22 protein-coding genes are annotated in these 23,620 nt (G+C 47.6%); 11 read left to right on the plus strand and 11 right to left on the minus strand.

What is annotated here, in order from left to right:
* Positions 1-28: 28 nt before the first annotated feature.
* A complete protein-coding gene (locus tag QZT80_RS09165) occupies positions 29-1,057 on the minus strand; it encodes a hypothetical protein (RefSeq protein ID WP_295120871.1) in 1,029 nt (342 codons plus the stop codon).
* A 328-nt stretch (positions 1,058-1,385) separates the two neighbouring features.
* Between QZT80_RS09165 and proS the strand changes: the two genes are divergently transcribed.
* From proS to QZT80_RS09180, 3 genes are all read left to right on the plus strand, one after another.
* Positions 1,386-2,864 (plus strand): proline--tRNA ligase, encoded by a 1,479-nt coding sequence (gene proS, locus QZT80_RS09170; RefSeq protein ID WP_295120874.1) that lies wholly within the window; start codon positions 1,386-1,388, stop codon positions 2,862-2,864.
* Positions 2,865-2,968: 104 nt separating this feature from the next.
* On the plus strand, positions 2,969-5,902 hold the full coding sequence (locus tag QZT80_RS09175) for a histidine kinase (protein WP_295120877.1): 2,934 nt from the start codon (positions 2,969-2,971) through the stop codon (positions 5,900-5,902).
* Positions 5,899-6,660, plus strand: coding sequence for a LytTR family DNA-binding domain-containing protein (locus QZT80_RS09180; protein ID WP_264279590.1), 762 nt, complete (start codon positions 5,899-5,901; stop codon positions 6,658-6,660). The genes QZT80_RS09175 and QZT80_RS09180 overlap by 4 nt, the downstream gene beginning before the upstream one ends.
* A gap of 181 nt (positions 6,661-6,841) precedes the next feature.
* On the opposite strand, the gene QZT80_RS09185 is transcribed toward QZT80_RS09180, so the two are convergent.
* On the minus strand, positions 6,842-8,383 hold the full coding sequence (locus QZT80_RS09185) for a trypsin-like peptidase domain-containing protein (RefSeq protein WP_295120882.1): 1,542 nt from the start codon (positions 8,381-8,383) through the stop codon (positions 6,842-6,844).
* 238 nt (positions 8,384-8,621) lie between these two features.
* Positions 8,622-9,632 carry an acyl-CoA reductase gene (locus QZT80_RS09190; RefSeq protein ID WP_295120885.1) on the minus strand — a complete coding sequence of 337 codons (1,011 nt, stop codon included), beginning with the start codon at positions 9,630-9,632 and terminating at the stop codon, positions 8,622-8,624.
* A 93-nt stretch (positions 9,633-9,725) separates the two neighbouring features.
* Here QZT80_RS09190 and QZT80_RS09195 point away from each other — a divergent pair, with 93 nt between their 5' ends.
* From QZT80_RS09195 to QZT80_RS09220, 6 genes are all read left to right on the plus strand, one after another.
* On the plus strand, positions 9,726-10,073 hold the full coding sequence (locus QZT80_RS09195) for a 4Fe-4S dicluster domain-containing protein (protein ID WP_295120886.1): 348 nt from the start codon (positions 9,726-9,728) through the stop codon (positions 10,071-10,073).
* Positions 10,074-10,240: 167 nt separating this feature from the next.
* Positions 10,241-11,233 carry a D-alanine--D-alanine ligase gene (locus tag QZT80_RS09200; protein WP_295120889.1) on the plus strand — a complete coding sequence of 331 codons (993 nt, stop codon included), beginning with the start codon at positions 10,241-10,243 and terminating at the stop codon, positions 11,231-11,233.
* A gap of 82 nt (positions 11,234-11,315) precedes the next feature.
* Positions 11,316-12,125, plus strand: coding sequence for a PASTA domain-containing protein (locus QZT80_RS09205; protein WP_295120890.1), 810 nt, complete (start codon positions 11,316-11,318; stop codon positions 12,123-12,125).
* Positions 12,126-12,175: 50 nt separating this feature from the next.
* A complete protein-coding gene (locus QZT80_RS09210) occupies positions 12,176-12,484 on the plus strand; it encodes a rhodanese-like domain-containing protein (RefSeq protein ID WP_295120893.1) in 309 nt (102 codons plus the stop codon).
* 71 nt (positions 12,485-12,555) lie between these two features.
* Positions 12,556-13,317 carry a hypothetical protein gene (locus QZT80_RS09215; protein ID WP_295120896.1) on the plus strand — a complete coding sequence of 254 codons (762 nt, stop codon included), beginning with the start codon at positions 12,556-12,558 and terminating at the stop codon, positions 13,315-13,317.
* 1 nt (position 13,318) lies between these two features.
* Positions 13,319-13,984: a DUF2306 domain-containing protein gene (locus QZT80_RS09220; RefSeq protein WP_295120898.1), complete on the plus strand. Its 666-nt coding sequence runs from the start codon at positions 13,319-13,321 to the stop codon at positions 13,982-13,984.
* On the opposite strand, the gene QZT80_RS09225 is transcribed toward QZT80_RS09220, so the two are convergent.
* The 7 genes from QZT80_RS09225 to QZT80_RS09255 are packed head-to-tail and all read right to left on the minus strand — an operon-like array spanning position 13,974 to position 20,485.
* Positions 13,974-15,131 (minus strand): hypothetical protein, encoded by a 1,158-nt coding sequence (locus QZT80_RS09225; RefSeq protein ID WP_295120902.1) that lies wholly within the window; start codon positions 15,129-15,131, stop codon positions 13,974-13,976. The genes QZT80_RS09220 and QZT80_RS09225 overlap by 11 nt on opposite strands.
* A gap of 37 nt (positions 15,132-15,168) precedes the next feature.
* Positions 15,169-15,561, minus strand: a complete 393-nt coding sequence (locus QZT80_RS09230; RefSeq protein ID WP_295120905.1) for a RidA family protein — start codon at positions 15,559-15,561, stop codon at positions 15,169-15,171.
* A 13-nt stretch (positions 15,562-15,574) separates the two neighbouring features.
* Positions 15,575-16,813, minus strand: a complete 1,239-nt coding sequence (locus QZT80_RS09235; protein WP_295120908.1) for a hypothetical protein — start codon at positions 16,811-16,813, stop codon at positions 15,575-15,577.
* A complete protein-coding gene (locus QZT80_RS09240; protein ID WP_295120911.1) occupies positions 16,794-17,606 on the minus strand; it encodes a type 1 glutamine amidotransferase in 813 nt (270 codons plus the stop codon). Before QZT80_RS09240 ends, QZT80_RS09235 begins: the two co-directional genes overlap by 20 nt.
* 32 nt (positions 17,607-17,638) lie before the next feature.
* Entirely contained in the window at positions 17,639-18,742 is a 1,104-nt protein-coding gene (locus QZT80_RS09245) for a carboxylate-amine ligase (protein WP_295120914.1), read from the minus strand.
* Between the two features lie 37 nt (positions 18,743-18,779).
* Positions 18,780-19,745 carry a hypothetical protein gene (locus QZT80_RS09250; protein ID WP_295120917.1) on the minus strand — a complete coding sequence of 322 codons (966 nt, stop codon included), beginning with the start codon at positions 19,743-19,745 and terminating at the stop codon, positions 18,780-18,782.
* Positions 19,746-19,777: 32 nt separating this feature from the next.
* Positions 19,778-20,485: an alpha/beta hydrolase-fold protein gene (locus QZT80_RS09255; protein ID WP_295120920.1), complete on the minus strand. Its 708-nt coding sequence runs from the start codon at positions 20,483-20,485 to the stop codon at positions 19,778-19,780.
* A gap of 305 nt (positions 20,486-20,790) precedes the next feature.
* On the opposite strand from QZT80_RS09255, the gene QZT80_RS09260 reads away from it, so the two are divergent.
* Positions 20,791-21,600: an alpha/beta hydrolase-fold protein gene (locus QZT80_RS09260; RefSeq protein WP_295120923.1), complete on the plus strand. Its 810-nt coding sequence runs from the start codon at positions 20,791-20,793 to the stop codon at positions 21,598-21,600.
* 55 nt (positions 21,601-21,655) lie between these two features.
* Here QZT80_RS09260 and QZT80_RS09265 read toward each other — a convergent pair whose 3' ends face one another.
* Positions 21,656-22,159 (minus strand): GNAT family N-acetyltransferase, encoded by a 504-nt coding sequence (locus tag QZT80_RS09265; RefSeq protein ID WP_295120925.1) that lies wholly within the window; start codon positions 22,157-22,159, stop codon positions 21,656-21,658.
* Between the two features lie 152 nt (positions 22,160-22,311).
* Here QZT80_RS09265 and QZT80_RS09270 point away from each other — a divergent pair, with 152 nt between their 5' ends.
* Complete coding sequence (locus tag QZT80_RS09270) at positions 22,312-23,109, plus strand: hypothetical protein (RefSeq protein ID WP_295120928.1); 798 nt, start codon at positions 22,312-22,314, stop codon at positions 23,107-23,109.
* The last annotated feature ends 511 nt before the right edge of the window (positions 23,110-23,620 follow it).

Genomic DNA, 23,620 nt, shown 5'->3' on the forward strand with positions numbered 1-23,620 from the left:
AACGGCCCGGGGTATTTGAATATTGTGCTTAACCTCTGCGTCCAGACCTTACAGGAGCGCTGCTACCTGAGGATGAACCGCTGCTGCTTGGAGGAGATACAGACGGTGTGCTGCTAGACCTGCTTGGAGGTGTGTATGAAGGTTGATTGCTCTGAGAGCTGCTTCTGTCGTATGACCTTACTGGTGCATCATTCGACCTGGTTGGCCTTGAAGGGCTGGTAACCGGGCGTTCTGAAGAAGACCTGTCGAAAGTCCTGCGTGGCGCGCCACTTGCAGGTGTATAGCTACCACTGCCGCTGGTCCTGTCGTAAGTTCTCACAGGAGCATTGCCCCTTGGTGTTACGCTTCCGCTATTGGTACGGCCACTGTTGTTACCGTAAATCACAGAAGAACTGGAACCCCTTGGTCCCCATGAGTTAGCAGGGCGTGGTTTATAGTTGCCGCCGCCGTGGTAACCACCACCAGGGTAGTAACCGCCGCCGGGGTAGTAACCACCCCATCCGCCACCGTATCCACCCCAATAGCTATATGCGGGCATGCCGTACCAGCCACCGTAAGGGTTGCCAAAGCCATAACCCATGCCGAAGGAGCTATATGGATAGTATGATCCCCAGCCCATGCCGAAGCCCATTCCCATTCCCATACCCATGCCGAAAGAAGACCTCCAGGGGCTTCCCCATGAATAGGGGCTGTACATAGAGCTATACATGGCTGGTGCGCCATAATAAAAATCGTCGTAGTAGTAATTATCCCAGTAGCTACCGGAATAAGGCCTGTTAAAGCGGTCGAGACGGCGGGCGTAGTCATATTTTTCCTCATCCCCGTCCTCGTAAGTTACATACGTGTCGGTAGTGCGGCCATTATCGTCGTAGGTAACATACCTTTCTGAGTCCTGGTCAACTTCCTGCCTGGCTTGCTGCCGTTGCGTATTAGCGGCATAAACAGGCTTGGATGGAGAATAATACACATCATCCGGCGTCTGAGCTGTTTTGTACGCGGAAGAGCAACTGCTTAAAACCAGCATCGCAACAACCGCACTGTATATCATAGGTTTCATCTTGCGTGTATTTTAATTTATACCAAATTTAATCCTTTTTAACCGAAAATTATCGTTGAAACATGCAATTTTATCGGCCAGACATGCTAACGCGCCATCCTGATTTATTATCTTCGCACACCAATTGAGCATTTGCCGATTTCGTACTATGTTTGCGCTTGTTTCATATTAAAAAGGAACAAAAAGTAAGCCAATAACCAATACAGGTAACCTGCCTGCCTTAGTTAAGCTAAAAAAAAGGATGAATGGTGTAGTGAATAGTCAATAGTTTGTTATTCACTGACTTATGCTTTTAAAAACATGATTTAAGGTTAAAAGAAAAAATTATATGAGTAAAGAGATCACAGCCCGCTCACAGGATTATTCGCAATGGTATAACGATCTTGTATTAAAAGGACAACTGGCAGACTACTCTGCCGTGAGGGGTTGTATGGTTATTAAACCCTATGGTTTCGCCTTGTGGGAGAATATGAGAGATGTGCTGGACCGTATGTTCAAAGATACCGGCCACCAAAACGCCTATTTCCCCCTGTTTGTTCCCAAAAGCCTTTTTGAGGCCGAGGAGCAAAACGCCGAAGGTTTTGCCAAAGAGTGCGCAGTAGTTACTCACTATCGTTTGAAAAGCAACCCTGATAAAAAGGGCGCCCTGATGGTAGACCCCGAAGCCAAACTGGAAGAAGAACTGATCGTTCGTCCTACCAGCGAGGCCATTATCTGGAATACATATAAAGGCTGGATCCAGTCTTACCGCGATCTGCCGATCCTGATTAACCAGTGGGCCAACGTAGTGCGTTGGGAAATGCGTACGCGCCTGTTCCTCCGCACCGCCGAATTCCTCTGGCAGGAAGGTCATACCGCCCACGCCACCGCTGCGGAAGCAATTGCGGAAACGAAGCAGATGCTGGACGTTTATGCCGATTTCGTGGAAAACTACATGGCCCTGCCAGTGGTAAAAGGCGTTAAATCACCCGCCGAACGTTTTGCCGGAGCTGTTGATACTTACTGTATTGAGGCATTAATGCAGGACGGTAAGGCTTTGCAGGCAGGCACCTCACACTTTCTTGGCCAGAATTTTGCTAAAGCATTCGACGTTAAATTCTCCAACAAGGAAAATAAGCTGGATTATGTTTGGGCTACCTCCTGGGGCGTATCAACCCGTCTCATAGGAGCGCTCGTAATGGCTCATAGCGACGACGACGGCCTCATTTTGCCTCCGAAAATCGCGCCGCTGCAGGTGGTAATCGTGCCTATTTACAAGGGAGCCGATCAAAAAGCGTTGCTCGACGAAAAGATCGCTGTAATTGTAGGTGAGCTGAAAAAAGCTGGCATCCGCGTTAAGTACGACGATAATGACAATAACCGTCCCGGATGGAAATTCGCCGAATATGAGATGAAAGGAGTACCGGTGCGCGTTGCTCTTGGTGCAAGAGACCTGGAAAACAACGTAGCAGAAGTGGCCCGCCGCGATACGAAGGAGAAAGCAAGCCTTTCCCTCGACGGACTGGCTGGTGCAATTGTAAATATGCTCGATGATATTCAGCAAAGCATGTTTAACAAAGCCAAAACTTTCCGCGACGAAAACATCACCGAAGCCAATAGCTTCGAGGAGTTTGAAAGGCTGCTGGACGAAAAGGCCGGTTTTATTTCCGCACACTGGGACGGTACCGCCGAAACCGAAGCTGCCATCAAAGAGCGTACTAAAGCGACCATCCGCTGTATTCCTTTAGATAATCCACAGGAAGAGGGCGTTTGTATTCTTACAGGCAAACCTTCCAGGGAAAGAGTGCTTTTCGCAAGGGCATACTAATATGCACTGCTAAAAACCTTATTGACCGATACACCTCGTTGGAGAATAGTTAAAAAGATATAAGTAGCTAACTTAATATCAGTTTAAAGAATTAAATTTAGCTGATGCCATCTATTAGTTATATCGCGAGGTGGATGCCTGTGTACCTGCTACTGGCACTATCCTCGCATGCACAGGGCCTGTTTATCCGTAATTACAATGTAAAAGACGGACTGGCAAATGCAACCGTATATGCGGCCGTTCAGGACAGGGACGGCTTCATCTGGTTTGCTACACCCACAGGAGTCAGTAAGTTCGATGGCAAACGCTTCCGGAACTATACTAAAAGAGACGGGCTTACCGATAACGACGTTATTAAACTGGCGGCCGATTCGCGTAACCGTGTCTGGTTTTTCAATTATAATGGTAAACTGTCGTTTTTCGGCAACCACTTCGTTCACAACCGCGAAAACGATTCGTCGCTTCGTTTCGACTCTGGCGGATTGTACGAACTGGAAAATGTGTTCGAAGACCGGGCACGCGGGCTCTCGTTCCTGAACTCGGTGGGCCGCGTGGTTTTCTACAATGGTCGCAGCACTTTGTCTGATAAATGGAAAGGCGGTCCGGCCGATAAGTTCTTTTTCCTTAGAAACGACAGCATTTACCGTCCTTTGCAGCCTTTCTTCCGCCTCAGCTCTTTGTCGGAACTGGATAAGCGCACAGAAAAGGTATACACCACCATGCCTTACCCCTTGCAGGACATAGGTTTTATAGAAAGGATCCGGCGGAATGCGGTGCTAACACATAAAAACGTAGCATATTCCTATACTTATAAGGATGTAGTGCCTTTCTTCAATGGCCGCGATTTTGGTATTCAGGAGGAAATAAGCAGCATTTGCCTGGACAGGGACAATTTATGGATAGGCACGCCAAGAGCGCTTTACTTCATTAAAGATTACTTCAGAGGCGCAAAGAAAGCCAGTAAACTACTCAATAACCACTTCATTACCTCTATCCTAAACGACCGCGATGGGAATGTTTGGATAACTACCTATGGCGATGGAGTATATTATATTCCCTACAAAAACTTCTATTTCAGCTACCTGGATAACACCAACGGACTCATGTCGCATTCGGTGTTCAGTGTCCGGAAAGATAAGGTGGACGGAAGCCTGTATGTGGGCCAAAACGGCGGTATGCTCAGCCGGATCGATACTTTTGGCAGGGCAAGGCAGTTTAACCTGGATTCTACCGGCGGCCGTAACAGTGTTCTATCCATTTCCCCTTTTAAGAAGGATATCATGGTGGGCACTGATAATAACATTTTCCTGATAGATCGTATTACGCAAAGGGTAAAGCTGTTACAGTCTATTCACATGGTGAAAGACATTAAGGTAACGCCCTCCGGGCGGATAAGAGTGGCGGCCGATAAAAAACTGATCACGATAGAAGATGGCAGTTCTAAAACCATAGCACTGGGCGAAATGGCCATGGCAGTGGTTTGCCTGGGCGATTCGGCGTTCTATATCGGCACTAATAACGGGTTATATTACGGCACTGATAAAAAGACGCCCGAGCTGGCTAATACTACAGACGTCCGGTTAAAACAGAGCATTAAGGACCTGGAAATGATAGACGGCTACCTTTGGGTGGGTACCAGCGACCAGGGGATTTACCTCGTGAAAAATAACCAGGTACTCAAACAGTTCACTTCACAGGAAAACCTGGCCAGCGATATTTGTCAACAGCTTTATTATGATGGCAACGGCCGCTTATATGTGGCCACCAACCGCGGCGTTTCTGTGATCGATACCAAAGCGCAGGCACTCGTTCGCAACATTACCTCTACAGATGGTCTGATGTCGGACGATATCAGGGATATACATGCCGATGGCGATACTCTGTTAATAGCAACCTCTAACGGGCTTTGTTATTTCAATGCGGACAATATCCCCATGGATACCATTCCACCAACCATTTACCTGAACGCGATCCGGTATGGCGACAGTGCGTATCTGCCTAAAGCTAACTTTACCCATTTATATGAAAGTAAAGGATCGTTTGAAGTAGAGTTCGGAGCAATTGCTTACGATTTGCCCGACCTGGTGGATTATCAGTATAATTTATCGGGAGATACGCTCAGTTGGGTAACCACTAAGTCAAACATTATTCCCTTCCCTGACCTGCAACCCGGTAATTATCAACTATATATCCGTGCAAGAAAGTTCCGGAGCGACTGGGGGCCTGCGGTTACTTTAAATATTAATATACTGCCACGCTGGTACCAGGAATGGTGGGCGAGAGGCATACTGGTGCTACTCGGAGTGTTGGGAATTTTAGTTATATTGCGCTTCATTGTGAGGCGGATCAAAGCTGCTGAGAAACGAAAAACTGAGTATAACCGGCGGATTGCCGAACTGGAGGCGAAAGCCCTGACCAACCAAATGAATCCGCATTTTATCTTCAACTCGTTGAATTCTGTTCAGCACCTCATCCTGGAGAGAGAAGAAAAACAAGCGCTCAATTTCCTGGCAGATTTTGCCACACTGATGCGCCAGATGTTAAACAATTCACGCAAATCGTTTATTTCGCTGGAAGATGAAATCGCTTTTTTAACAAGGTATCTGGAATTGGAGAAAATCAGGTTTGCCAGTTCATTTGTATATCAGTTTGAAATAGAAGAAGAGCTAAAGGAGTATACCGTATATATACCGCCAATGCTAATTCAACCAATACTCGAAAACGCCATTAAACATGGCCTTGCGCCTAAAAACGGTAGCGGACGGTTAATCGTAAAAATGCAGCTGCAAAACGACCTGCTATATTGCGCCGTAGATGATGACGGAATAGGATGGGAGCAATCTAATGCGTTAAAAAGCAATAAGTTAGTAAAGCACGAATCAACAGCCATAAGTGTTATCAAAGAAAGATTGCAGATTATTAAATCTTTTAATGGAAGCATTGGAAAATTAGAAATTATTGATAAATTTAAGTCGGGATCAGGCTCCAAGGAAGGTACCCTGGTAGTGGTCCGGATTCCCATTGTAAAGATGTTATGAGTATTATAAAAGCTGCCATTGTCGACGATGAGGTCCGCAACATACATATCCTCCGGAACATTCTGGAGAATTACTGCAAGGACGTAAAGGTTATCGGCGAAGCGCAAAATATACATGATGCAGCAGAAATGATCAAGGAAAATCCTATCGATGTGCTGTTCCTTGATATCGAGATGCCTCCTCATAATGGTTTTCAACTGCTGGAAATGTTTCCGGTACTTAACTTCGAAGTAATTTTCATCACCGCATTCCAGGAATATGCCCTGCAGGCGATTAAGTTTGCCGCGCTCGACTATTTACTGAAACCTATCAAGGTGAGCGAGGTAGAAGATGCTTTGGAGAAAGTGAAGAAAAGCAAAAAAGGACGGTTGAACGAACTGGCGTCTATCCTTAAAGATTACGTAAAGAATAATGATAACGCTTTCTCGAAGATCGTAATACCCGTAAACGACGGCTATAACGTTATCGACCTGAAGGATATCATCTATTGCGAAGCATTTGACAGTTACACTAAAATACAGCTGATCAACAACGCTTCGCACCTCATCTCCAAATCACTGAAAGAGTATGAGGAAATGTTGTCCGATAAAGGCTTTTACCGTGTACATAAATCCTTCCTGATCAATATTCACCATATCGTGAAAATTATCAAAGGCCTGGGTACCGCGGTTATTATGAGCGATCAGAAAAACATCCCTATTTCTTCCCGTAAGAAAGATGAATTCTTTACCCAGTTGAAAGGTGTAATTAATTTGTAAATAGAATAAAATATTAGGAAGCCCTGGCAATACGCCAGGGCTTTTTGTTTTCCGTTAGTTAGTATTCATCAGCATCAATTAAAAGAGGGAATGCCGTACCATGGCATTCCCTCTTTTAATAAGAGAACCCCGGCAAATACCGGGGTCCTCATCCTAACCTATAAACCTATATGAAAACTTACTAAAACTCTTCTGACATCTTGATGTTGTAGTACACCAATCCACCGCCCATTTGAGGATAGAAGCCTACCAGTTGGGTATTGCTGTCTTTTTCAAGGGCACGTTTCAGGTCTGCTACGGTGTTTACTTTCGTGTCGCCTGCTTTCAGGATAACGAAGTAAGGCTTCATCGTCGTTTGCTTTTTGATAGCGCCTGTAGTGATGCCCATTACTTTTAATCCTCCAGGTATCCTCCATTCGTTAATTTCCCGCTCGGTCAACGGCTCAAGGTCAGCACCCAGACGGTCGATAATGCTCGTTTTTACAATATCTGTATTACCGTCGGCATTTCTGAGCGTTGTGTTAACCGTATAAGTTTTTTCAGCACGCAGGTAGCTGATGGTGATTTTGTCGCCTGGTTTGTAACGGGCTACCTGTTCTACCATTTCAGAAACAGTAGGTGTAGCTACACCGTTAATGGCAGTGATAATGTCGCCACGTTTAATGCCTGCCTGGAAGGCTGCGCCGGATTCAGGTACCCGGCTTACGGCTACGCCGTTAAAGTCGCGGTCCAGACCCAGTTCCTGCCTTTCCTGTTCGTTACGTGTAGAAGGATCGAGGTACTGGATACCCAGGTAAGCCCGCTGCACATTACCATATTTCAACAGGTCGTTTACGATTTTCTTCACCAGGTTTACCGGGATGGCGTAGGAGTAACCTGCATACGCGCCGGTAGGCGAGGCGATGGCCGAGTTGATACCTACCAGTTCACCGGCAGTATTGATCAGCGCACCACCACTGTTACCCTGGTTCACCGCCGCATCCGTTTGGATAAACGATTCGATCGCTTTACGGTTGTTAGCGGTATTGATACCAATGCTGCGGGCTTTGGCGCTCACGATACCAGCGGTAACGGTAGCATCCAGGTTAAGCGGGTAACCAATAGCCAGTACCCACTGACCTACGTTCACCTCGTCGGAGTTGCCGTACAGCAGGTAAGGTAATCCGGTGGCATCTATCTTAATCACTGCCAGGTCCGTATTGGGATCGATGCCCACGATCTTGGCAGCGTAAGTTTTGTTATTGGCAAGGGTTACGCTCACTTCGTCGGCACCATCCACTACGTGATTGTTGGTTACAATATATCCATCGTCGGAAATCAATACGCCGGAACCTGAAGCCATTTGGCCGGGAATATAATACTGGCGTCCTCCGCGGTTGCCCAGGAATTCATCCCAGAAATCATCTTCACCACCGAACATATCCTGCAGCGGGCTCTTTCGCCTCTCCAGGTTGTTACTTACTTTACGAGGGTTTATTTTTGTTTTGATGTGTACTACTCCAGGTGTAGCAATTTTGGCGGCCTGCTGGAAGTCCGTAGGCGCTGCGTTGGCAGTAGCGCCATTCGGCATGCTCGTATACTTCGCATAGTTCACAGGGATATTATCAGAACCGTTCTGGTACATTCCAGGCTTATCCTGCAAATACTTGTTGTAAACAAATATGCTGGCAAATGCCGTAGCTGAACTAAGTAAAATCGTTGCCGCAATTTGTCGAAATTTCATATTCTTAAAGGGTTTAAAAATTGTGATCGAATTTTCGTTGTTGCTTTCGCGGTTGATAGATCAATTTGTATGCCTTGGATACAAATTTAGGGGTCGGGTTTAATCAAAAAAACAGTATACAAAACACTTTAACACATTTTTATATCAATAGTTAAAGCCACCTTAATAAAACGAAGCAGGCACTGACAAAATTTTGTACAGTGCCTGCCATTATAACAATAAAACTGAAATTTTGTTACTACAACGTCGTAAGAAACGCCATTGTGTCAACCCCATCGGCATAATCAGACAGCGAAGGCTGTTGTGCCTCCCCGAACGCGATACCACCGCGCCCCACCAGCGCCTGTAATTCGTCGTTCGCCCTCAGTTCTGCATGCAGTGCCAATACATCGGTATAAAAGCCATAATGCAGCACGCTGAGGGGCGAGAACAGTGACGGGTTTTCTACCAGCAGCAGGGCAGCACTGCTCATGTAATAATTGTTGTTCAACAGCAACAATGCCAGGTTATAGTCGTAGTTGTTCTTGTACTTATTGTGGTCGCCCAGGTAGTCGTATTTCCTTAAAGCCCTTACCAATGGCTCGAAATCGTAGTTCTCCGGCACATAAACCTTGGTTACGTTCCGGCAACCCAGCCCGAAATAATGCATCACGTCGCCGGCCAGTGCTTCCAGTTCTTCCTCCGTTTCACTACCGGTAAGTACGGCGGCAGAGGTACGGTTCTTACGGATAATATTGGGGTATTTAGAGAAGTAATAGGCGAAGTAACGGGCGGAGTTATTGCTGCCGGTCGCAATATAAGCGCCGCAATCCTTCAGCATTTCCTCCACGCTGGTAATGGCGCCGGCTTCGGGGTACCATTCCGCCAGTTTGGCCAGGATGTGTTTCATCAGCACCTCGTCTTTCGACGACAGCTTCAGCCTCACCTTATGTCCGCTCAGGAAACCGCACAGCCAGTCGTGGAAGCCTACCAGCGGAATATTGCCGGCGGCTACGATGCCTACTTCTTTAACAGTAACCGGCGACCCTGCTCCCGGGTATTGTTCCAGCCAGGCTTTCAACGCCGTTTCATCGAGATAGTAACGGGAGATGTTTCCCAATGCCATGTCAATAAACTCCGGCGTAAACCAGCCGTTTAACTCAAACGCCCGTTGCTTAACGGCTTCCAGCTCTTCTTTACCGGTTTTGTCAGCCGGATTTAAATACTGTCCCAAACGCACCAGCGCAGCTACTTTTTGCGATATATCCATGAAAGGGTAGAAATAAATTGAATTTTTAAAATCTAGATGTTCTATTTTTGTTGCAAAATTAATGGCTTACTACTTAAACAAAAAGTTTATAACATGGCAATTAAGATAACAGATGAATGTATAAATTGTGGAGCCTGCGAACCCGAGTGCCCCAATAATGCCATCTATGAAGGAGGGGTAGAATGGGCCCTGGCCGACGGAACTACTGTAAAAGGAAGCTACCAGATGATGGATGGCTCTAATATGGATGCAGACACGCGTAATGCTCCAATCAGCGTTGATACTTATTATATCGTTCCTAATAAATGTACTGAGTGCCAGGGTTTTCACGAAGAACCACAGTGTGCGGCCGTTTGCCCGGTTGACTGCTGCGTTCCGGATGAAATGTACCAGGAAACAGTAGACGAACTGATGGCAAAGAAAGACAAACTTCACGTCTAATCCCGTCTTTTTTTAAGGTATTGAAGGATCCGGCCTATGCGCCGGATCTTTTTTTATACGCCAAACCAGCCATCATGGCTCAAATTATCATTTTTTTTATTTTTAACGTTTTTACTTTTAACTTTTAAAGGCGATAATTTTATTTTTGCTGCTTTACTGCTCATCATATGAAGAAAAATATAGCCCTGGTGGCCGGAGGTTATTCCGGAGAATATGTAATATCCGTGCAGAGCGCGGCGGTGATTGAAAAACACATCGATGCGGCCCTGTACAATGTGTACAAGATCGTTATTACCCGCGAAGCCTGGGCCTACACCGGTCAGGACGGCAAAGTGGTGCCGGTAGATAAAAACGATTTCTCCCTTACGGTTGACGGCAAAAAGGTGCGCTTCGACGCAGTTTTCATCGGTATCCACGGTACCCCGGGCGAAGATGGCCGCTTACAGGGCTATTTTGAAATGCTGGGCATACCTTACACCAGCTGCGGTATGGTTACTTCGGCTATTACCTTTAACAAAAGCTATTGTAACAAGGTGGTGGCTGCCTATAACCTGGTAAATGTGTCTAAGTCTGAACATATCTTCCGCGACCAGCCATACGATGCCAAAGCCATCCTGTCGAGACTGCGTTTGCCCGTGTTCGTAAAACCGGCCGAAGGTGGTTCCAGCATCGGTATGTCTAAAGTGAATAAGGCGGAGGAACTGGAAGAAGCCATTACCAAAGCCTTTAAGGAAGATAGCCAGGTGCTGATCGAAGAGTTTATTAAAGGCCGTGAGGTGACTTGTGGCCTGTTCCGTATCAATGGCCAGCTAACGGTGCTGCCGCTTACCGAGATCCGCAGCAGTAAAGAGTTCTTCGATTATGAGGCCAAGTATACACCTGGCGTTTCCCAGGAAATTACCCCGGCTGAAATCTCCGGAGAAGCTGCCGCCAAAATAAGGAGTACGGCTTCGGCGTTGTACGACAGGCTTAACTGCCGTGGTATTGTGCGGGTCGACTTTATCCTGGAAGATAACACGGATAACCTTTATTTCCTGGAAGTAAACACCATGCCGGGCCAGTCGGAAAACAGCCTGGTGCCGCAACAGGTAAGGGCTGCCGGTAAAACCCTGCAAGAGTTTTACGGCATGTTAATTGAAGAATGTCTGCGTGAAAAATAAAGGAGTGTTTTCCTTTTGGTGCTGATTGCCAACTATTTAAACGTACGGTGCAGATTGCGCCGGGCGCCTAAAAAACATAAACGTGTTCGAAAAAATTACGAAAAAGCCTTTCTGGATCAATCTGCTGGTGGCCATAGGCCTGGTGATAGTGCTTGCGGTACTCTTCTTTTTATCGCTGGGTATTATTACACGGCATAATAAGGTGCTTTCTGTTCCCGATGTAAGGGGCAAAAGTATTGCCGAAGCCACTGCTACGCTGGAAGATGCGGGTTTTGACGTGGATGTGCGCGATTCCATTTATATAGATACTATTCCCCCGCTTACCGTTTGGGAACAAACACCCGAAAGGGGCGATGTGGTAAAAGTAGGCCGCACCATCTATCTCACGGTAAATAAAGTAATTCCACCCATGGTGGCTATGCCCGAACTGGAAGGCCTTACTTTCAGGAGTGCTGAAATGAACCTTAAAAGCCGCAGGCTGAATGTAGGCGATACGATCTACCGCCCCGACTTTGCTGCCAATACTGTATTGGAACAGCTTTTAAATGGTAAACCTGTAAAGGCGGGCACGATGGTAGCCGAGGGCAGTAACATCAGCCTGGTGCTGAGCAGTGGCACGGGTAACGTCGAAAACCCGGTGCCTGAACTGGTAGGTCTTACTTTCATAGAAGCCAAAGCTGTACTTTCCGGTAGCAACCTGGTATTAGGTACTATGTTTATGGACGGCCCGGTGTCGGATACGGCCAACGCTTACGTAATTAAACAAACACCGGCACCCCGCAACGATTTCAACGATCGTAACCTGATAAGGGCAGGAGAGGTGATCGACCTGGTGCTGAGTGCTACACCGCCCGTCCGTAACGAACCACCTCCGCCCCCGGTAGAGGAATAATGTAACGGGATTGTTTTAACTTTGATCACGAATTCATAAAATCATACATCATGGAAAATATTACTGCCGAAGAACTGAAAAGCAGGTTAGATAAAGGGGAGAATGTAAATCTCGTAGACGTGCGCGAGCCAAACGAACGCGCCGAATTCAACATCGGTGGCACTCACTTACCCCTGGGTGATATCCGTGCTATGCAAACCGATTCGATCGACGACCTGAAAGACCAGGAAGTGATCGTTTACTGCAGAAGCGGTAACCGCAGCGGCCAGGCGGCTATGGTACTCGAAACAATGGGCTTCAGCAATATAAAAAACCTGCAGGGCGGCATGCTCTACTGGCAGGAGAAGATCAGCCAGTAATTAAACATACTTCGCAGCCCCGGCGTATACCGGGGCTGTTCTTTTATCCAACGTTCCTTCAATTGTTTCCTGTGAAATACGCATTCTGCCTGCTTGTAGCGGCTTCTTTCCTCTCACAGTCCTGTAATACGAATACGCCCGCCGTGCAACAAACGGCTGCTGCGCCCAGTACTGCGCCTGTTATGGCGGCGGTAAACAAGGTGTTAGGCACTTACCGCGCCGATTTTGGCGGCAGCCCGATTTACATTACGATCAACTATACGAATGGTTTACAGGTAGCCGGCTTCAACGTCCATAAAGGCCTGCGCCGCAACCTGAAAGGCGAATTAAAGGAAAAGGGCGAAGATTGGGAACTGCAACTGAAAGAACCCGGTGATCATGAATTTGATGGGGCTTTCACCCTGGTATTCGACCACGATTTTACCAAAGCTAAAGGCACCTGGGAACCACAGAACACCAAATCACTTTCTAAAAAGAGCCTGGCGCTGGAGAAAATAGGACAGCAGGAAAGAACGATAGCTGATGGCATTGTTTACGAAATTTATGCGGGCGATAAATGTGATATCTCGTTTGAAGGCGATGGTAGCTGCGAATTCAATTTCTACCGCATGTTGCCTGATTCTACTTTCGAATCGCAAATGACCACTGCCCGGGGCACCTGGAAACAACAGGGCGAAAAGGTGTTCGTTACCTGGCAGAACGACCAGGCTTTCGGTAAACGTGACAGCCAGTTCGATATCAAGTTTTACTCCGATACGGCCGAAGATGGTACGATCAGCAAGGCGGCAAACGAGGTGGAAGGTGAAGGTTATCTAATGGGAATAGTGTTTTAAGTTGAAGAAGATCGTTTATTATATGATAAGAATAGCCGCAGTTGCGGCTATTTTATATGGTGCATGGCTCATGATCTTACTGAGCCTGCCGTACGGCACATTCGACCGTTACACGGATTTTCTACTGACCAAACAACTCGTTTACCACATCAAATCGTGGCGCTTCAGTTTCTATATTCATGTTTTTGTAAGTACGATCGTACTGCTGGCCGGTTTACTCCAGTTCAGCCGCTTTTTGTTATACCGTAAACCGCAGGTACATCGCTGGACGGGTAAAACGTATGCGGCGGTAGTACTGTTCCTGAGCGGGCCGAGCGGAATGGTCATGAGCTTCTACGCGAACGGGCGGTGGCCCGCCCGTACAAGTTTTATCATCTTATCTTTTCTGTGGTTATTGTTCACTGCCTTAGGCTGGCAGTTGGCCATGAAACGCCGCTGGTCGGCACACAGCCATATGATGCTGCGCAGTTATGCGCTCACTTTATCAGCCATCACCCTACGTTTTTACGCTTACCTGTTAGGTTACTTCAATATAGCCCTGCACCCTGTAACCGCTTATGTGCTAATATCCTGGCTCAGCTGGACGTTGAACCTGCTGCTGGCCGAATGGATGATCAGGAGCGGTGCGCTGGACAGGTGGATGGGTAAACCTTCTACTATTTCGTAAGCATACCCAGTTCTGTAGAGCGTTTTACGAAGTGACCGTCGCTGGCGATTGTATACAATTCTTTGTTCAGTTCTTTTTGCTCCAGTACCTTGTTGTCGGTATAGCCGTTCTCCGCCGGATCTTTTTCGTACACCAGTTCAAAGTATTTGATGGCGAAGTCGCCACTTTCCTGGATGGTGGCAATGGCGAAAGGGGATTCCAGTTTCTGATGCCCGGCCACCAATATCTTATCGATCAGCTTACCGGTATTGGAATAGCTGGCCATAAAGTAATAGGGAGGTGTGTCTTCGTTCATCATCACGTCCTGTACGGCATACACCAGTGTTTTTACAGAATCGGTATTGCGCACAATGCCTACACGGTAAAACATACTGCCTGTTTCGCGGGAAAACTTCTCGTCGCGCATTTCTGCTACAAACCTTTCGAAGTCGTAACCCAGTTCGTTGTTCCTGATGTTTTGCGCGTAAGGAATGTCGAGTTGCACCGGGAACTTCAGGGCGGCAAATTCATGATAGTACAGGTTCCACTGCAGTTTATCGGGATCGCTGGCGCCTTCGAGGGCTTTGGTGATCCTGGAATCTATGCCCCACCTGCGCAGGTTGGCAAGGTCTTTATCTTTGTAGATGTTATTGATATTGTCGTAGCCCAGTTCAATGGCTGCTACCAGGGCGGGAATGGCTTCCTCTGTGTCGTCCATGCGTGCGTAAATGCAGGCTTTGTTGAACAGTAGTTTCGAAAGTGGCTTGTAGTTCAGGGCTTCCGCTATGCGATAGGCATCCAGTGCGTAGTTGAGCCAGGCGGTGCGCTCTCCGTCGTCGGACTGGGCCGAGGCTACATCACTTAGGGCATTACCCATTTCATAGTATGTTTTGGCCTGTGGTTGTGCAAAAATGGCGGCTTTGAACAGGGCCAGGCTGCCCTGCGCGTCTTTCTTATTGCGGTACAGCTCTATCGCCTTCAAAAACTGCTTGTCCGCTAACTGGCTTTTTACATCACGATTGGCATCGTACACGTATAACACAGAGTCGCGGTTATATAAAGTGCTTTCGTTCAGTTTGGGTAAACTGGCAATGTCGGTCGGTTGCTTTTGTGGGCCACCGCAGGAAGCCAGTATCATACAAACAGCAGGCAGGGATATGTAACGCATGGTTATAAACTTTGATCCGTAAAGATAATGAAAATGTTTAATGAGCGGGGGCTATCACCGCAGTAGCTTCTATTTCTATCAGCAACCGGGGATCTATCAGTTTGCTGATCTCTACCATGGTGGTTACCGGACGAATACCGCCGAAAAACTCTTCATGAGCGCGACCAATTTCCTCCCATTGCGATATATCGGTAACGAACATACGGGTACGCACCACATCCTGCAGGGTGGCGCCGGCTTTTATCAGTGCTGCTTCGATCTTCGCCAAAGCATGTTTGGTTTGTTCGTACGGGTCGCCTTCGCCAATAATCTTATCACCGTCGGACGATACGGTGCCTGATACTTCTACCAGGTTGCCGATGCGTACGGCGCGGGAGTAACCTACTTTGTTTTCCCATACTGCGCCGGTGCTGATGTTTGTTCTTTGCATATGTTAAGATGGTTTACTTTTCGAAGAAAGCGCAACTTCCGCCTACCCAGGTTTGCCCGGAATTAAAGCCTACACCGATCATCTTCCCCTTACTGAGCCGCGCGAGGTTGTGCATTAGTACGGGCCTTGCCGCCCCATCGGGCCAGCCATACATCAGCCTTATTTCGCAAATAGCATTGCCGTTGGGTGTTTCTATAACCGGGGCATAATGCACCTTTTGCTGTAATATCCAGTGCTGCGGATCTTTTATCTTTTCAATATCCTCCTGGGTTACATCAATTTTCACGCCTTGCCCTGCAAATGAGAACAATGGCTTCAATACGTATTGGTCAAGGTCCTTTGGCAGTACGGGCAGTTCATGTAAAAACCAGGTTTTAGGTGCATACTCACTGTGTATCAACGGCAGCGTGTACTTGCTGATGCGGTAGAACCAGTTGGGGTGTGGTATCCACTCCACATCCATTTCATGGAACAGGTTGGCAACAGGGCCCAGTTGTTCCTTATGCGTATCGAGGTCTTCGAATATAACGCGGTTGTATATACGTTTGATGGGTGTTTTAACGCCGTCTGAAAGGTAGTACAACTTTTTACCTTCCTGTATCAGTTCCGATACGCAAACGGTGTTAATGCCCAGCTTTTCTTCTGTGTAATAAAAGTCTACCCTTGTTTTCTGTTGATGCGGTAACACTTCCAGCAGGACCACTTCTTTCGGATCGTGTTTGCCGATGATGATCTCTTTCAGGAAATCGAAGTACGTATCGCTGGTAAAACCGTTAAAGAAGTTGTCGTAATTGGCCGGTATCTCAAACTGGTTGCGGTAGGCAAGGGCCATTAGTTCCTGGAAGGCGAACATGCTGGGGAAACCCTGCAGCTCAATCAGTTTGGGTGTAAGCTCGCCCTGCTCATCGAGGCAAATGCCGAAATCCACGATCAGGAAGTGGGCGTGATTGTTTTCGCCATGTACGGCCAGGTGTTTGGGGATCGACTTATCCGTTAAAGACTTGAACTTTGGCTGAAGGATGGCGTCGATTACCTCTTCACCTGCCTGCACCAGCTTGTCCCTCAGCCCGGTAGGCACAAAAACAGGTGTTTCTGCCACGCGGAAAGACGGTGCTACTGTACCTTTTTTTACCACCAGTTGTTGCAGGAACAGCTGGTATTTACTGTCGCTAAAGGCCTGGTTATATTTTTTTCTGATCGCAGGGTCCATAAAAATATCGTGATAGGTGAGCTTAACTTTCCACCAGGGCAAGTGCCTGGTTAAAGAATGCGGGCAACAGGTTGTCGTGCGTCAGCATGATCTTATCCGGATCGTTTAAGTGTTCCAGCATACTGTGGTACTTTTCTTCACCATGGGCGGCTATCACCTGGTTCTTTTTTTGATCTTTTTTGAGATACTTCAGCATACCCAGTGCATCTGCCTCGGGGTGAAACTGGGTGCCTATGCAGTATTCATTAAACCGTATGGCCATGGTGGCACGCTCCAGCGGAACGTGCGGCCGTTCTTTTTCAATGGCCAGTACCCGCGCACCCATGGCGGCTATTTTAGCATGGTCGAGGCCTATCACCTGCCAATTACGGCTGTCTACAATATAAAACGGATCGGGCAGTTGCGCGAACACGGCTTCGCCTTCTGTGGTAATGTGTACGGGAAATACGCCAAAGGCTGGCGATTTACGCAGGCATACCTCTCCTAACTCCAGGTGGCGGCAATACAACTGGTACGAGTGGCAGATCAGGAACACATGTTTCTTCTGCTCCTGCGTTTTATTCCAGTGTTCAAGGTCGCTCATCAACTTAAAAAACTTCGTTTCCCAGTTGCTGCCTTTACTGTCTACCGGACTCCCCGGCCCGCCGGTGCTGATATACAGGTCGTACGAAAGGTCGGCCATTTGTTCTTCCATCCTTACCTCAAACTCATCTAACTGCAATTGTAGCTGGTGTGTGCCGGCATGCTGACGCACAATGTCGCGTATACAGCGCATGCCCTCGTTGGGTACGCCTTCATACATGTCCAGGATCGCTACTCTCCATTGTTTTTGCATGGTACAAAATTACGAAATATTACGCGGCTGTCTTAACAACCGGCCAGGAACTGCGACTGGATATAGTCTACCACACTGGGTAAACTGCCTGTACGCTCAAATACTTCCAGCTGTTTATCGGCGCCGGTCCCGTTTGTAAGAATATTAGCGGTGTTCTCTACCACACTGCGGGTGCCCAGGTCATCCAGCACATCGTCCACAAAGTCGAGCAGCTCATAGATCAGTGCGCGGGCATTCACTTCCATCTCTTTACCAAAATCGATAAGGTTGCCGTCAAGCCCGTAACGCGATGCCCGCCACTTGTTTTCGTTAACGAGTGCGCGGTTGTAAATGATGAAGTTGAGGTTCTGGTTGCGCAGCTTGTATATTTTGGCGCACACGGCCTGGAACAGTGCGGCCAGTGTAATGGTTTCCTTTACGGTGAGCGGTATGTCACAGATCCGGAACTCTACGGTGTCGAAGAAGGGGTGTACGCGAAGGTCCCACCATACTTTCTTCGCATTATCTATACAATTGGTTTTTACCAGTAGTTTAATGTAGTTGTCGTATTCCTCGATGCTCGCAAAGTAGTCGGGAATACCAGTTCTCGGGAATTTGTCGAACACCTTTGTACGGAACGATTTAAAGCCGGTATTACGCCCTTCCCAGAAAGGAGAGTTCGTACTCAGCGCAAAGATGTGAGGGAGGAAGTAACGAACAGAATTGGCAATGTGTAAGGCCATTTCCCTATTCTGCATACCCACATGTACGTGTAAGCCAAATATGAGGTTACTACGGGCAGCGTCCTGCATTTCGTTTACCAGTTCGAAGTAACGCGGATGATCGGTAATCAGTTGCGCTTCCCATTTGGAGAAGGGGTGTGTGCCGGATGCTCCGATCGTAAATCCAAGGTCGCCTGCAATTTGTGTGATGGTTTTGCGCAACAGCACCACATCTTCATGCGCCTCCTGTATGTTTTTGCAGATGCGGGTACCCACTTCCACAACGGCCTGGTGCATTTCTGCTTTCACCTGATCTTTGATCACTTTGTGGGCCTGCTCTACTATCTTTTGTTCATGGCTTTTAAGTTCCCTCGTTTGAGGGTCCATTACCATGTACTCTTCTTCTATTCCCAGCGTGAGGTCTTTAAAGTCCATATGGATGCAATTTATAGCTATAAAATGGAATTTTGTTTTACAGCGAGGTTTCGTCCAGTTGCGTTTTGGCTACGGCATGTTGAATAAACTGGCCCCAGGTAAGATTGTCTAGTTTGGGTTTGGCGGCTTTGGCACGTTCAATGGCATACCTGGCCATCGTAGCCACTACCCATTCGAAGTTGGCTTCACCCACAGAGGGCAGGTCGGCATCGGGTGCAGGGTTACAGAAATCGATAGCGTAAGGTATACCATCTTTAACGGCCATTTCAACGGTATTAAAATCGTAACCGAGGTATCGGTTCAGTTTTAACACATAACCTTCAATGGTTTTAAGCAGTTTGGGTTTATCGGCAAAGTTGGCCTGATAGCGGGCATGGTGGGGGTTACGGGGATCGTAAGGCATAATGCGCACGTATTTGCCGCCAATACAATAACAGCGGTAGTACGACTCAAAAGTAATTTCTTCCTGTAACAGCATTACAAGCTGGCCGGTTTCTTTATGTTTTTCGTAGAATTCATTCTTGTCTTCTAACCGGTACACGTTTTTCCATCCTCCGCCTGCAAAGGGTTTCATATAGGCGGGGAAACCCACGTAGTTAAATATCGCGTCCCAGTCGAGGGGATAGGCAAGGTTACGGAAAGAGGTATTGCTGGTATCGGCCGGCAGTTCATGGGAGGGGAGTATCACCGTTTTGGGCACGGGTACGCCCAGCTTTACTGCCAGTGCATTGTTAAAGAACTTTTCATCCGCGCTCCACCAAAATGGGTTGTTGATCACGGCCGTTCCACTGATAGCAGCATTTTTCAGAAAGGCACGGTAGAAAGGCACATCCTGCGAAATACGGTCTACTATCACGGTGTAATCCGACGCTGCGCCCTGCATCACTTTATCGATCTGCACAAATTCGGCGCCGATGCCCGTAGGCGCGGTCTTATTAACTCTTTCTACAAAGGCCTGTGGAAAGGTGTTTTCCTGGCCGAATAAGATCCCTATTTTTTTCATGGAAGCATTTTTCAAAGGATGAATAAACAGGTTTATTTCATGAGTGAAAGATAGCAGGGGAACATCTCTTTCCATACCGGCCAGTCATGTACCGCATTGGGCCTTATGTCCAGCCAGTGTGATATGTTCTTTGCTGCCAGTATGCCCGACATATGTTCGTTCTGCGACCTGGTAATATCCCGGTCGGCGGTGCCCAGCACAATGCCCATCCGCCAGAGGTCGGGATGTTGGTTGTCGCGGAGATAATCAACCGGGTTATGATAATATACGTTGTCGTCGTAATAGTTTTCCATCCGGAAACGGATGTCGAAAATGCCGCTGATGGAGAACAGGTAAGATACGCTCTCCGGGTAACGGAACGCGAAGTTGGCGGCATGGTAACCACCGAAACTGCAGCCTGCTACCGCTATGCGCGAAAAACCCGTTTCTTCAATGGCCCTGGGCATAATTTCGTCGTGCAGCAGTTTGTCGTACCCCTGATGATGTAACGCTCTTTCATGCGGACGAACATGCTTGTTGTACCAGCTCCATTCGTCTACACTGTCTACACAGTAAATCTTTACCAGCCCATTGTCCACGAACCACGAAGCGGCATCTATCAATCCCCTATCTTTACTCTCATAATAACGGCCCATTGAGGTGGGAAAGAATATCAACGGAAATCCCCTGTCGCCGAATACGAGCATTTCAAATTCTCTTCCGATGTTGGGTGAATGCCATTTGTAGTAGTTTTCTATCACTTGGGTACGTTTGGGTGAAAAATCAGGACAGCACTATAAATTTATCTGTTAGCGTTAACAAAGTCAAATTATTTAGGACAGATGCAAACCTTTGAACATTATGTTTTGTTTAATTAGTCCACCGCTGTATTTGTAAGGCACAAAGATTGCCGATATTTACCTGGTTCACTACGGGAACGCTACCACACGTTATGAAAATCAATTATTGCATGGTGAATAATTATATGTTTACTTTTTTACAAATTATCACCTGTTTTTCATGTATCTAAACCGTATTCGTTAAACTTTTTTCGTTAAATTTAGGTATGGGCAGTAAAGCAAGTACAAAAAAGGTCAGAATTGACCACTTCCTACAATTCTCTTCCTTTCTACAAAGGGAAGTTGTGTTCGACTGCTATGTTCCGGCCACCCCGCCTCCCGATGGTCCTGCAAGACTCTTAATATTGAACGATGGTCAGGATATGCAGGCACTGGGGCTGGAGCAGATACTGGAAACCCTGTTCCGCAACAAAGCCATCCGCCTCTATGTAGTAGCTATTCATGCCGGCCCGCAGCGCAGGCAGGAGTATGGTACAGCGGGTTACGTCGATGCGCAGGGCCGTGGCTGTAAGGCCGACCTGTACACCCGTTTCATGATGAAGGAACTCGTGCCTTTCGTTCAGCAACAATATCATCTTCATTTTGATAAAAAAGCCATAGCAGGTTTCTCTTTAGGTGGTTTATCCGCGCTGGATATCGCCTGGAACCATCCGCAGGATTTCCAGTCGGTGGGTATCTTTTCGGGCTCTCTCTGGTGGCGTAGCCGCGATGTTGGTAATGGGTATAAAGAGGAAAGCGACCGCATTATGCACCGCCAGATCCGTGAAGGCAACTTCGATCCCTCTCTGAAGTTCTTCCTGCAGTGCGGCACTAATGACGAGGAAGCCGACCGCAACGCCAATGGCGTTATCGATTCGGTAGACGATACCGAGGCGCTGATAGAGGCATTGGAAAAGAAAGGTTACGTGAAAGGGCAACAGATAGAATACTCTTTGGTGAAGGGTGGTAAACACGACCTGGCTACCTGGGCCGGCGTAATGCCGAAATTCCTGGAGTGGATGTCGGCCGATGCTTAATTAATTATCCAGACTCTTAATAAAGAAGGCAGCCACCCGGCTGCCTTTCGTTTTATCAGGCTATTCGCTTTCCTACAATGATCAAACTTCTTTCTACGCCGTCCAGCACTGCAATGTTGGGCAGGTTGGCCCAATCTGTAAAACCGAAATGGTAGAACAATTTAAGGCTTGGTCCGTTGTGGGCGAATATAAAACCAAGCACCGTACGCACTTTGTACTTCGGTGCCTCGTCCAGCACATGCTGCAGCACCTTCTTCCCCAAACCTTTACCACGCTGGCGCTCGTCCAGGTAAATGCTTACTTCCACCGTGCCATCATAGGCCGGGCGACCGTAAAATGATGAGAAGCTTACCCATCCAACGGTTGTTCCCTGTTCATCTTCCACCATCCATAAAGGGCGCTTAGTAGTATCGTGTTTTTTGAACCAGTCGTGCCGGCTTTCCACCGTTATAGGTTCGGTATCGGCCGTCACCATACGGCCGGGGATGGTAGAATTGTAAATCTCAACGATCTGCGGGAGGTCGTTTATGGTTGCATTTCTGAATTGAATATCTGCCATGTTGTCGTTGTCTGCGGCAAATATAAGTCATCATATATTTCCTTTTTTCTCCCAATCGAACAAACCAATAACTAACATATTTACGAAATATTCATATTGGTAAGAGGTATAATGTTTGCTGCATTGATGCACACACTAAAACAATCTTAAACATGGGTATTCAAACAGGGATTTTCCCTTTCACAGGTAAATTAGGTACCGCCATCGGCTACCTCTATCGGGGCAAATATTGCTTCCGGTCAATGCCTTCGTCGGTAAAACAAACGGAGGCCACACGTAAAGCAGCCAGCGATTTCGGAACGGCCTCCCGTTCGGCCCGCCTGCTGCGGCAGGCACTCGATTCAGTTTGCGATCTTAGTTATGATACTACTTTCGGGAACCGCCTTAACCGCGCCATGGGCAGCGTATTACGTGCCGATATGGAACATAAGCGCGGCCGCCGCCGTATCAGCAACGGCGACTTAACGCGCCTTAGCGGCTTCCGTGTAAACAGCAACACCTTCGTACACGACGAAACCGGGATCGTACGCCACTTCGGCGGGCACATCTCCGTCACCATCACTAATCCCGGCCGCAATATCCCGCCTAAAGCCAACGCCATGCAGTACCGCGCCATCGCCCTGCTGCCCGACTTCGCCCTCGGCACCTGTCAAACGGTAGTATCGGAGGCTGTGGTGTTCAACCCTCAGACAGATCAGGGAGAAGTAGAGCTGATGTTGCCCGTACCGGCCAGCAGCCAGGCCATCATCGTGGTAGAAGTGACCTGCTGTAACGACCGTGGTACCATGCGCATGAAGTTCTTCAACGCGCTTGATATCATCGGTGTAATGCCACCTATGAAAGCAGAGCGTCCTGCTAAAGCCAAACCGGTATCGAAGAAAGAGAAGGGGAGTGCGTTGCCATTAGTAGCGGTGCATTATCCGGCAGGTAATCAATATTCTCCAGGTTAGATAATAAGTTGTTTGTTTGTCCGGCGGCGGTGCGTAGCCGGCGCATCGTCATGTCTATACCTGTCAAAACACTGTTTGGTCGCGGTTTTTAGCCCCTTTGTACCCCCATTATCTCATCAATTTTACTTGTTTTCATGGCCCAAATCGGTATTTTATGCCTTCAGGCAGTCTCCGTTGCAAGTCCAACTCACTTTCAGATCAAGTCCACGTTTTCTCCATGTCAACTCGCTTTATCCTGGTTCTATCTCGGTTCTATCCTGGTTCTATCTACGTACTATCGGCCTGTTGTCTTATGGTATCAACCATGTGTCACTTGTGTTATCCATCTTTATCTAAATAGTTTTGCCGGTGCAGGTAACTGTTCTGTTATCTATCTGCCCCATGATTGTTCCCGATAACCGTGCTTGTATCAACTCATCTCTCTAAAAAAAGAAAGGGCTGCCTGCCCGGCAACCCTTCTGATATGCTAAAAAGAAGAGGGCCGGCCACCGGCCAGCCCCCAATATTAATT

Source organism: uncultured Chitinophaga sp., assembly GCF_902168175.1.
In the GTDB taxonomy this organism is placed as follows: Bacteria; Bacteroidota; Bacteroidia; order Chitinophagales; family Chitinophagaceae; genus Chitinophaga.

What these genes read in the sequence shown, in the direction of transcription:
- QZT80_RS09265 (WP_295120925.1), bottom strand. Translation starts at nt 22,159, where the DNA reads ATGGCAGATATTCAATTCAGAAATGCAACCATAAACGACCTCCCGCAG.
- QZT80_RS09260 (WP_295120923.1), top strand. Translation starts at nt 20,791, where the DNA reads ATGGGCAGTAAAGCAAGTACAAAAAAGGTCAGAATTGACCACTTCCTA.
- QZT80_RS09185 (WP_295120882.1), bottom strand. Translation starts at nt 8,383, where the DNA reads ATGAAATTTCGACAAATTGCGGCAACGATTTTACTTAGTTCAGCTACG.
- QZT80_RS09230 (WP_295120905.1), bottom strand. Translation starts at nt 15,561, where the DNA reads ATGCAAAGAACAAACATCAGCACCGGCGCAGTATGGGAAAACAAAGTA.
- QZT80_RS09250 (WP_295120917.1), bottom strand. Translation starts at nt 19,745, where the DNA reads ATGAAAAAAATAGGGATCTTATTCGGCCAGGAAAACACCTTTCCACAG.
- proS (WP_295120874.1), top strand. Translation starts at nt 1,386, where the DNA reads ATGAGTAAAGAGATCACAGCCCGCTCACAGGATTATTCGCAATGGTAT.
- QZT80_RS09165 (WP_295120871.1), bottom strand. Translation starts at nt 1,057, where the DNA reads ATGAAACCTATGATATACAGTGCGGTTGTTGCGATGCTGGTTTTAAGC.
- QZT80_RS09225 (WP_295120902.1), bottom strand. Translation starts at nt 15,131, where the DNA reads ATGCGTTACATATCCCTGCCTGCTGTTTGTATGATACTGGCTTCCTGC.
- QZT80_RS09210 (WP_295120893.1), top strand. Translation starts at nt 12,176, where the DNA reads ATGGAAAATATTACTGCCGAAGAACTGAAAAGCAGGTTAGATAAAGGG.
- QZT80_RS09190 (WP_295120885.1), bottom strand. Translation starts at nt 9,632, where the DNA reads ATGGATATATCGCAAAAAGTAGCTGCGCTGGTGCGTTTGGGACAGTAT.
- QZT80_RS09240 (WP_295120911.1), bottom strand. Translation starts at nt 17,606, where the DNA reads ATGCAAAAACAATGGAGAGTAGCGATCCTGGACATGTATGAAGGCGTA.
- QZT80_RS09195 (WP_295120886.1), top strand. Translation starts at nt 9,726, where the DNA reads ATGGCAATTAAGATAACAGATGAATGTATAAATTGTGGAGCCTGCGAA.
- QZT80_RS09245 (WP_295120914.1), bottom strand. Translation starts at nt 18,742, where the DNA reads ATGGACTTTAAAGACCTCACGCTGGGAATAGAAGAAGAGTACATGGTA.
- QZT80_RS09180 (WP_264279590.1), top strand. Translation starts at nt 5,899, where the DNA reads ATGAGTATTATAAAAGCTGCCATTGTCGACGATGAGGTCCGCAACATA.
- QZT80_RS09270 (WP_295120928.1), top strand. Translation starts at nt 22,312, where the DNA reads ATGGGTATTCAAACAGGGATTTTCCCTTTCACAGGTAAATTAGGTACC.
- QZT80_RS09200 (WP_295120889.1), top strand. Translation starts at nt 10,241, where the DNA reads ATGAAGAAAAATATAGCCCTGGTGGCCGGAGGTTATTCCGGAGAATAT.
- QZT80_RS09175 (WP_295120877.1), top strand. Translation starts at nt 2,969, where the DNA reads ATGCCATCTATTAGTTATATCGCGAGGTGGATGCCTGTGTACCTGCTA.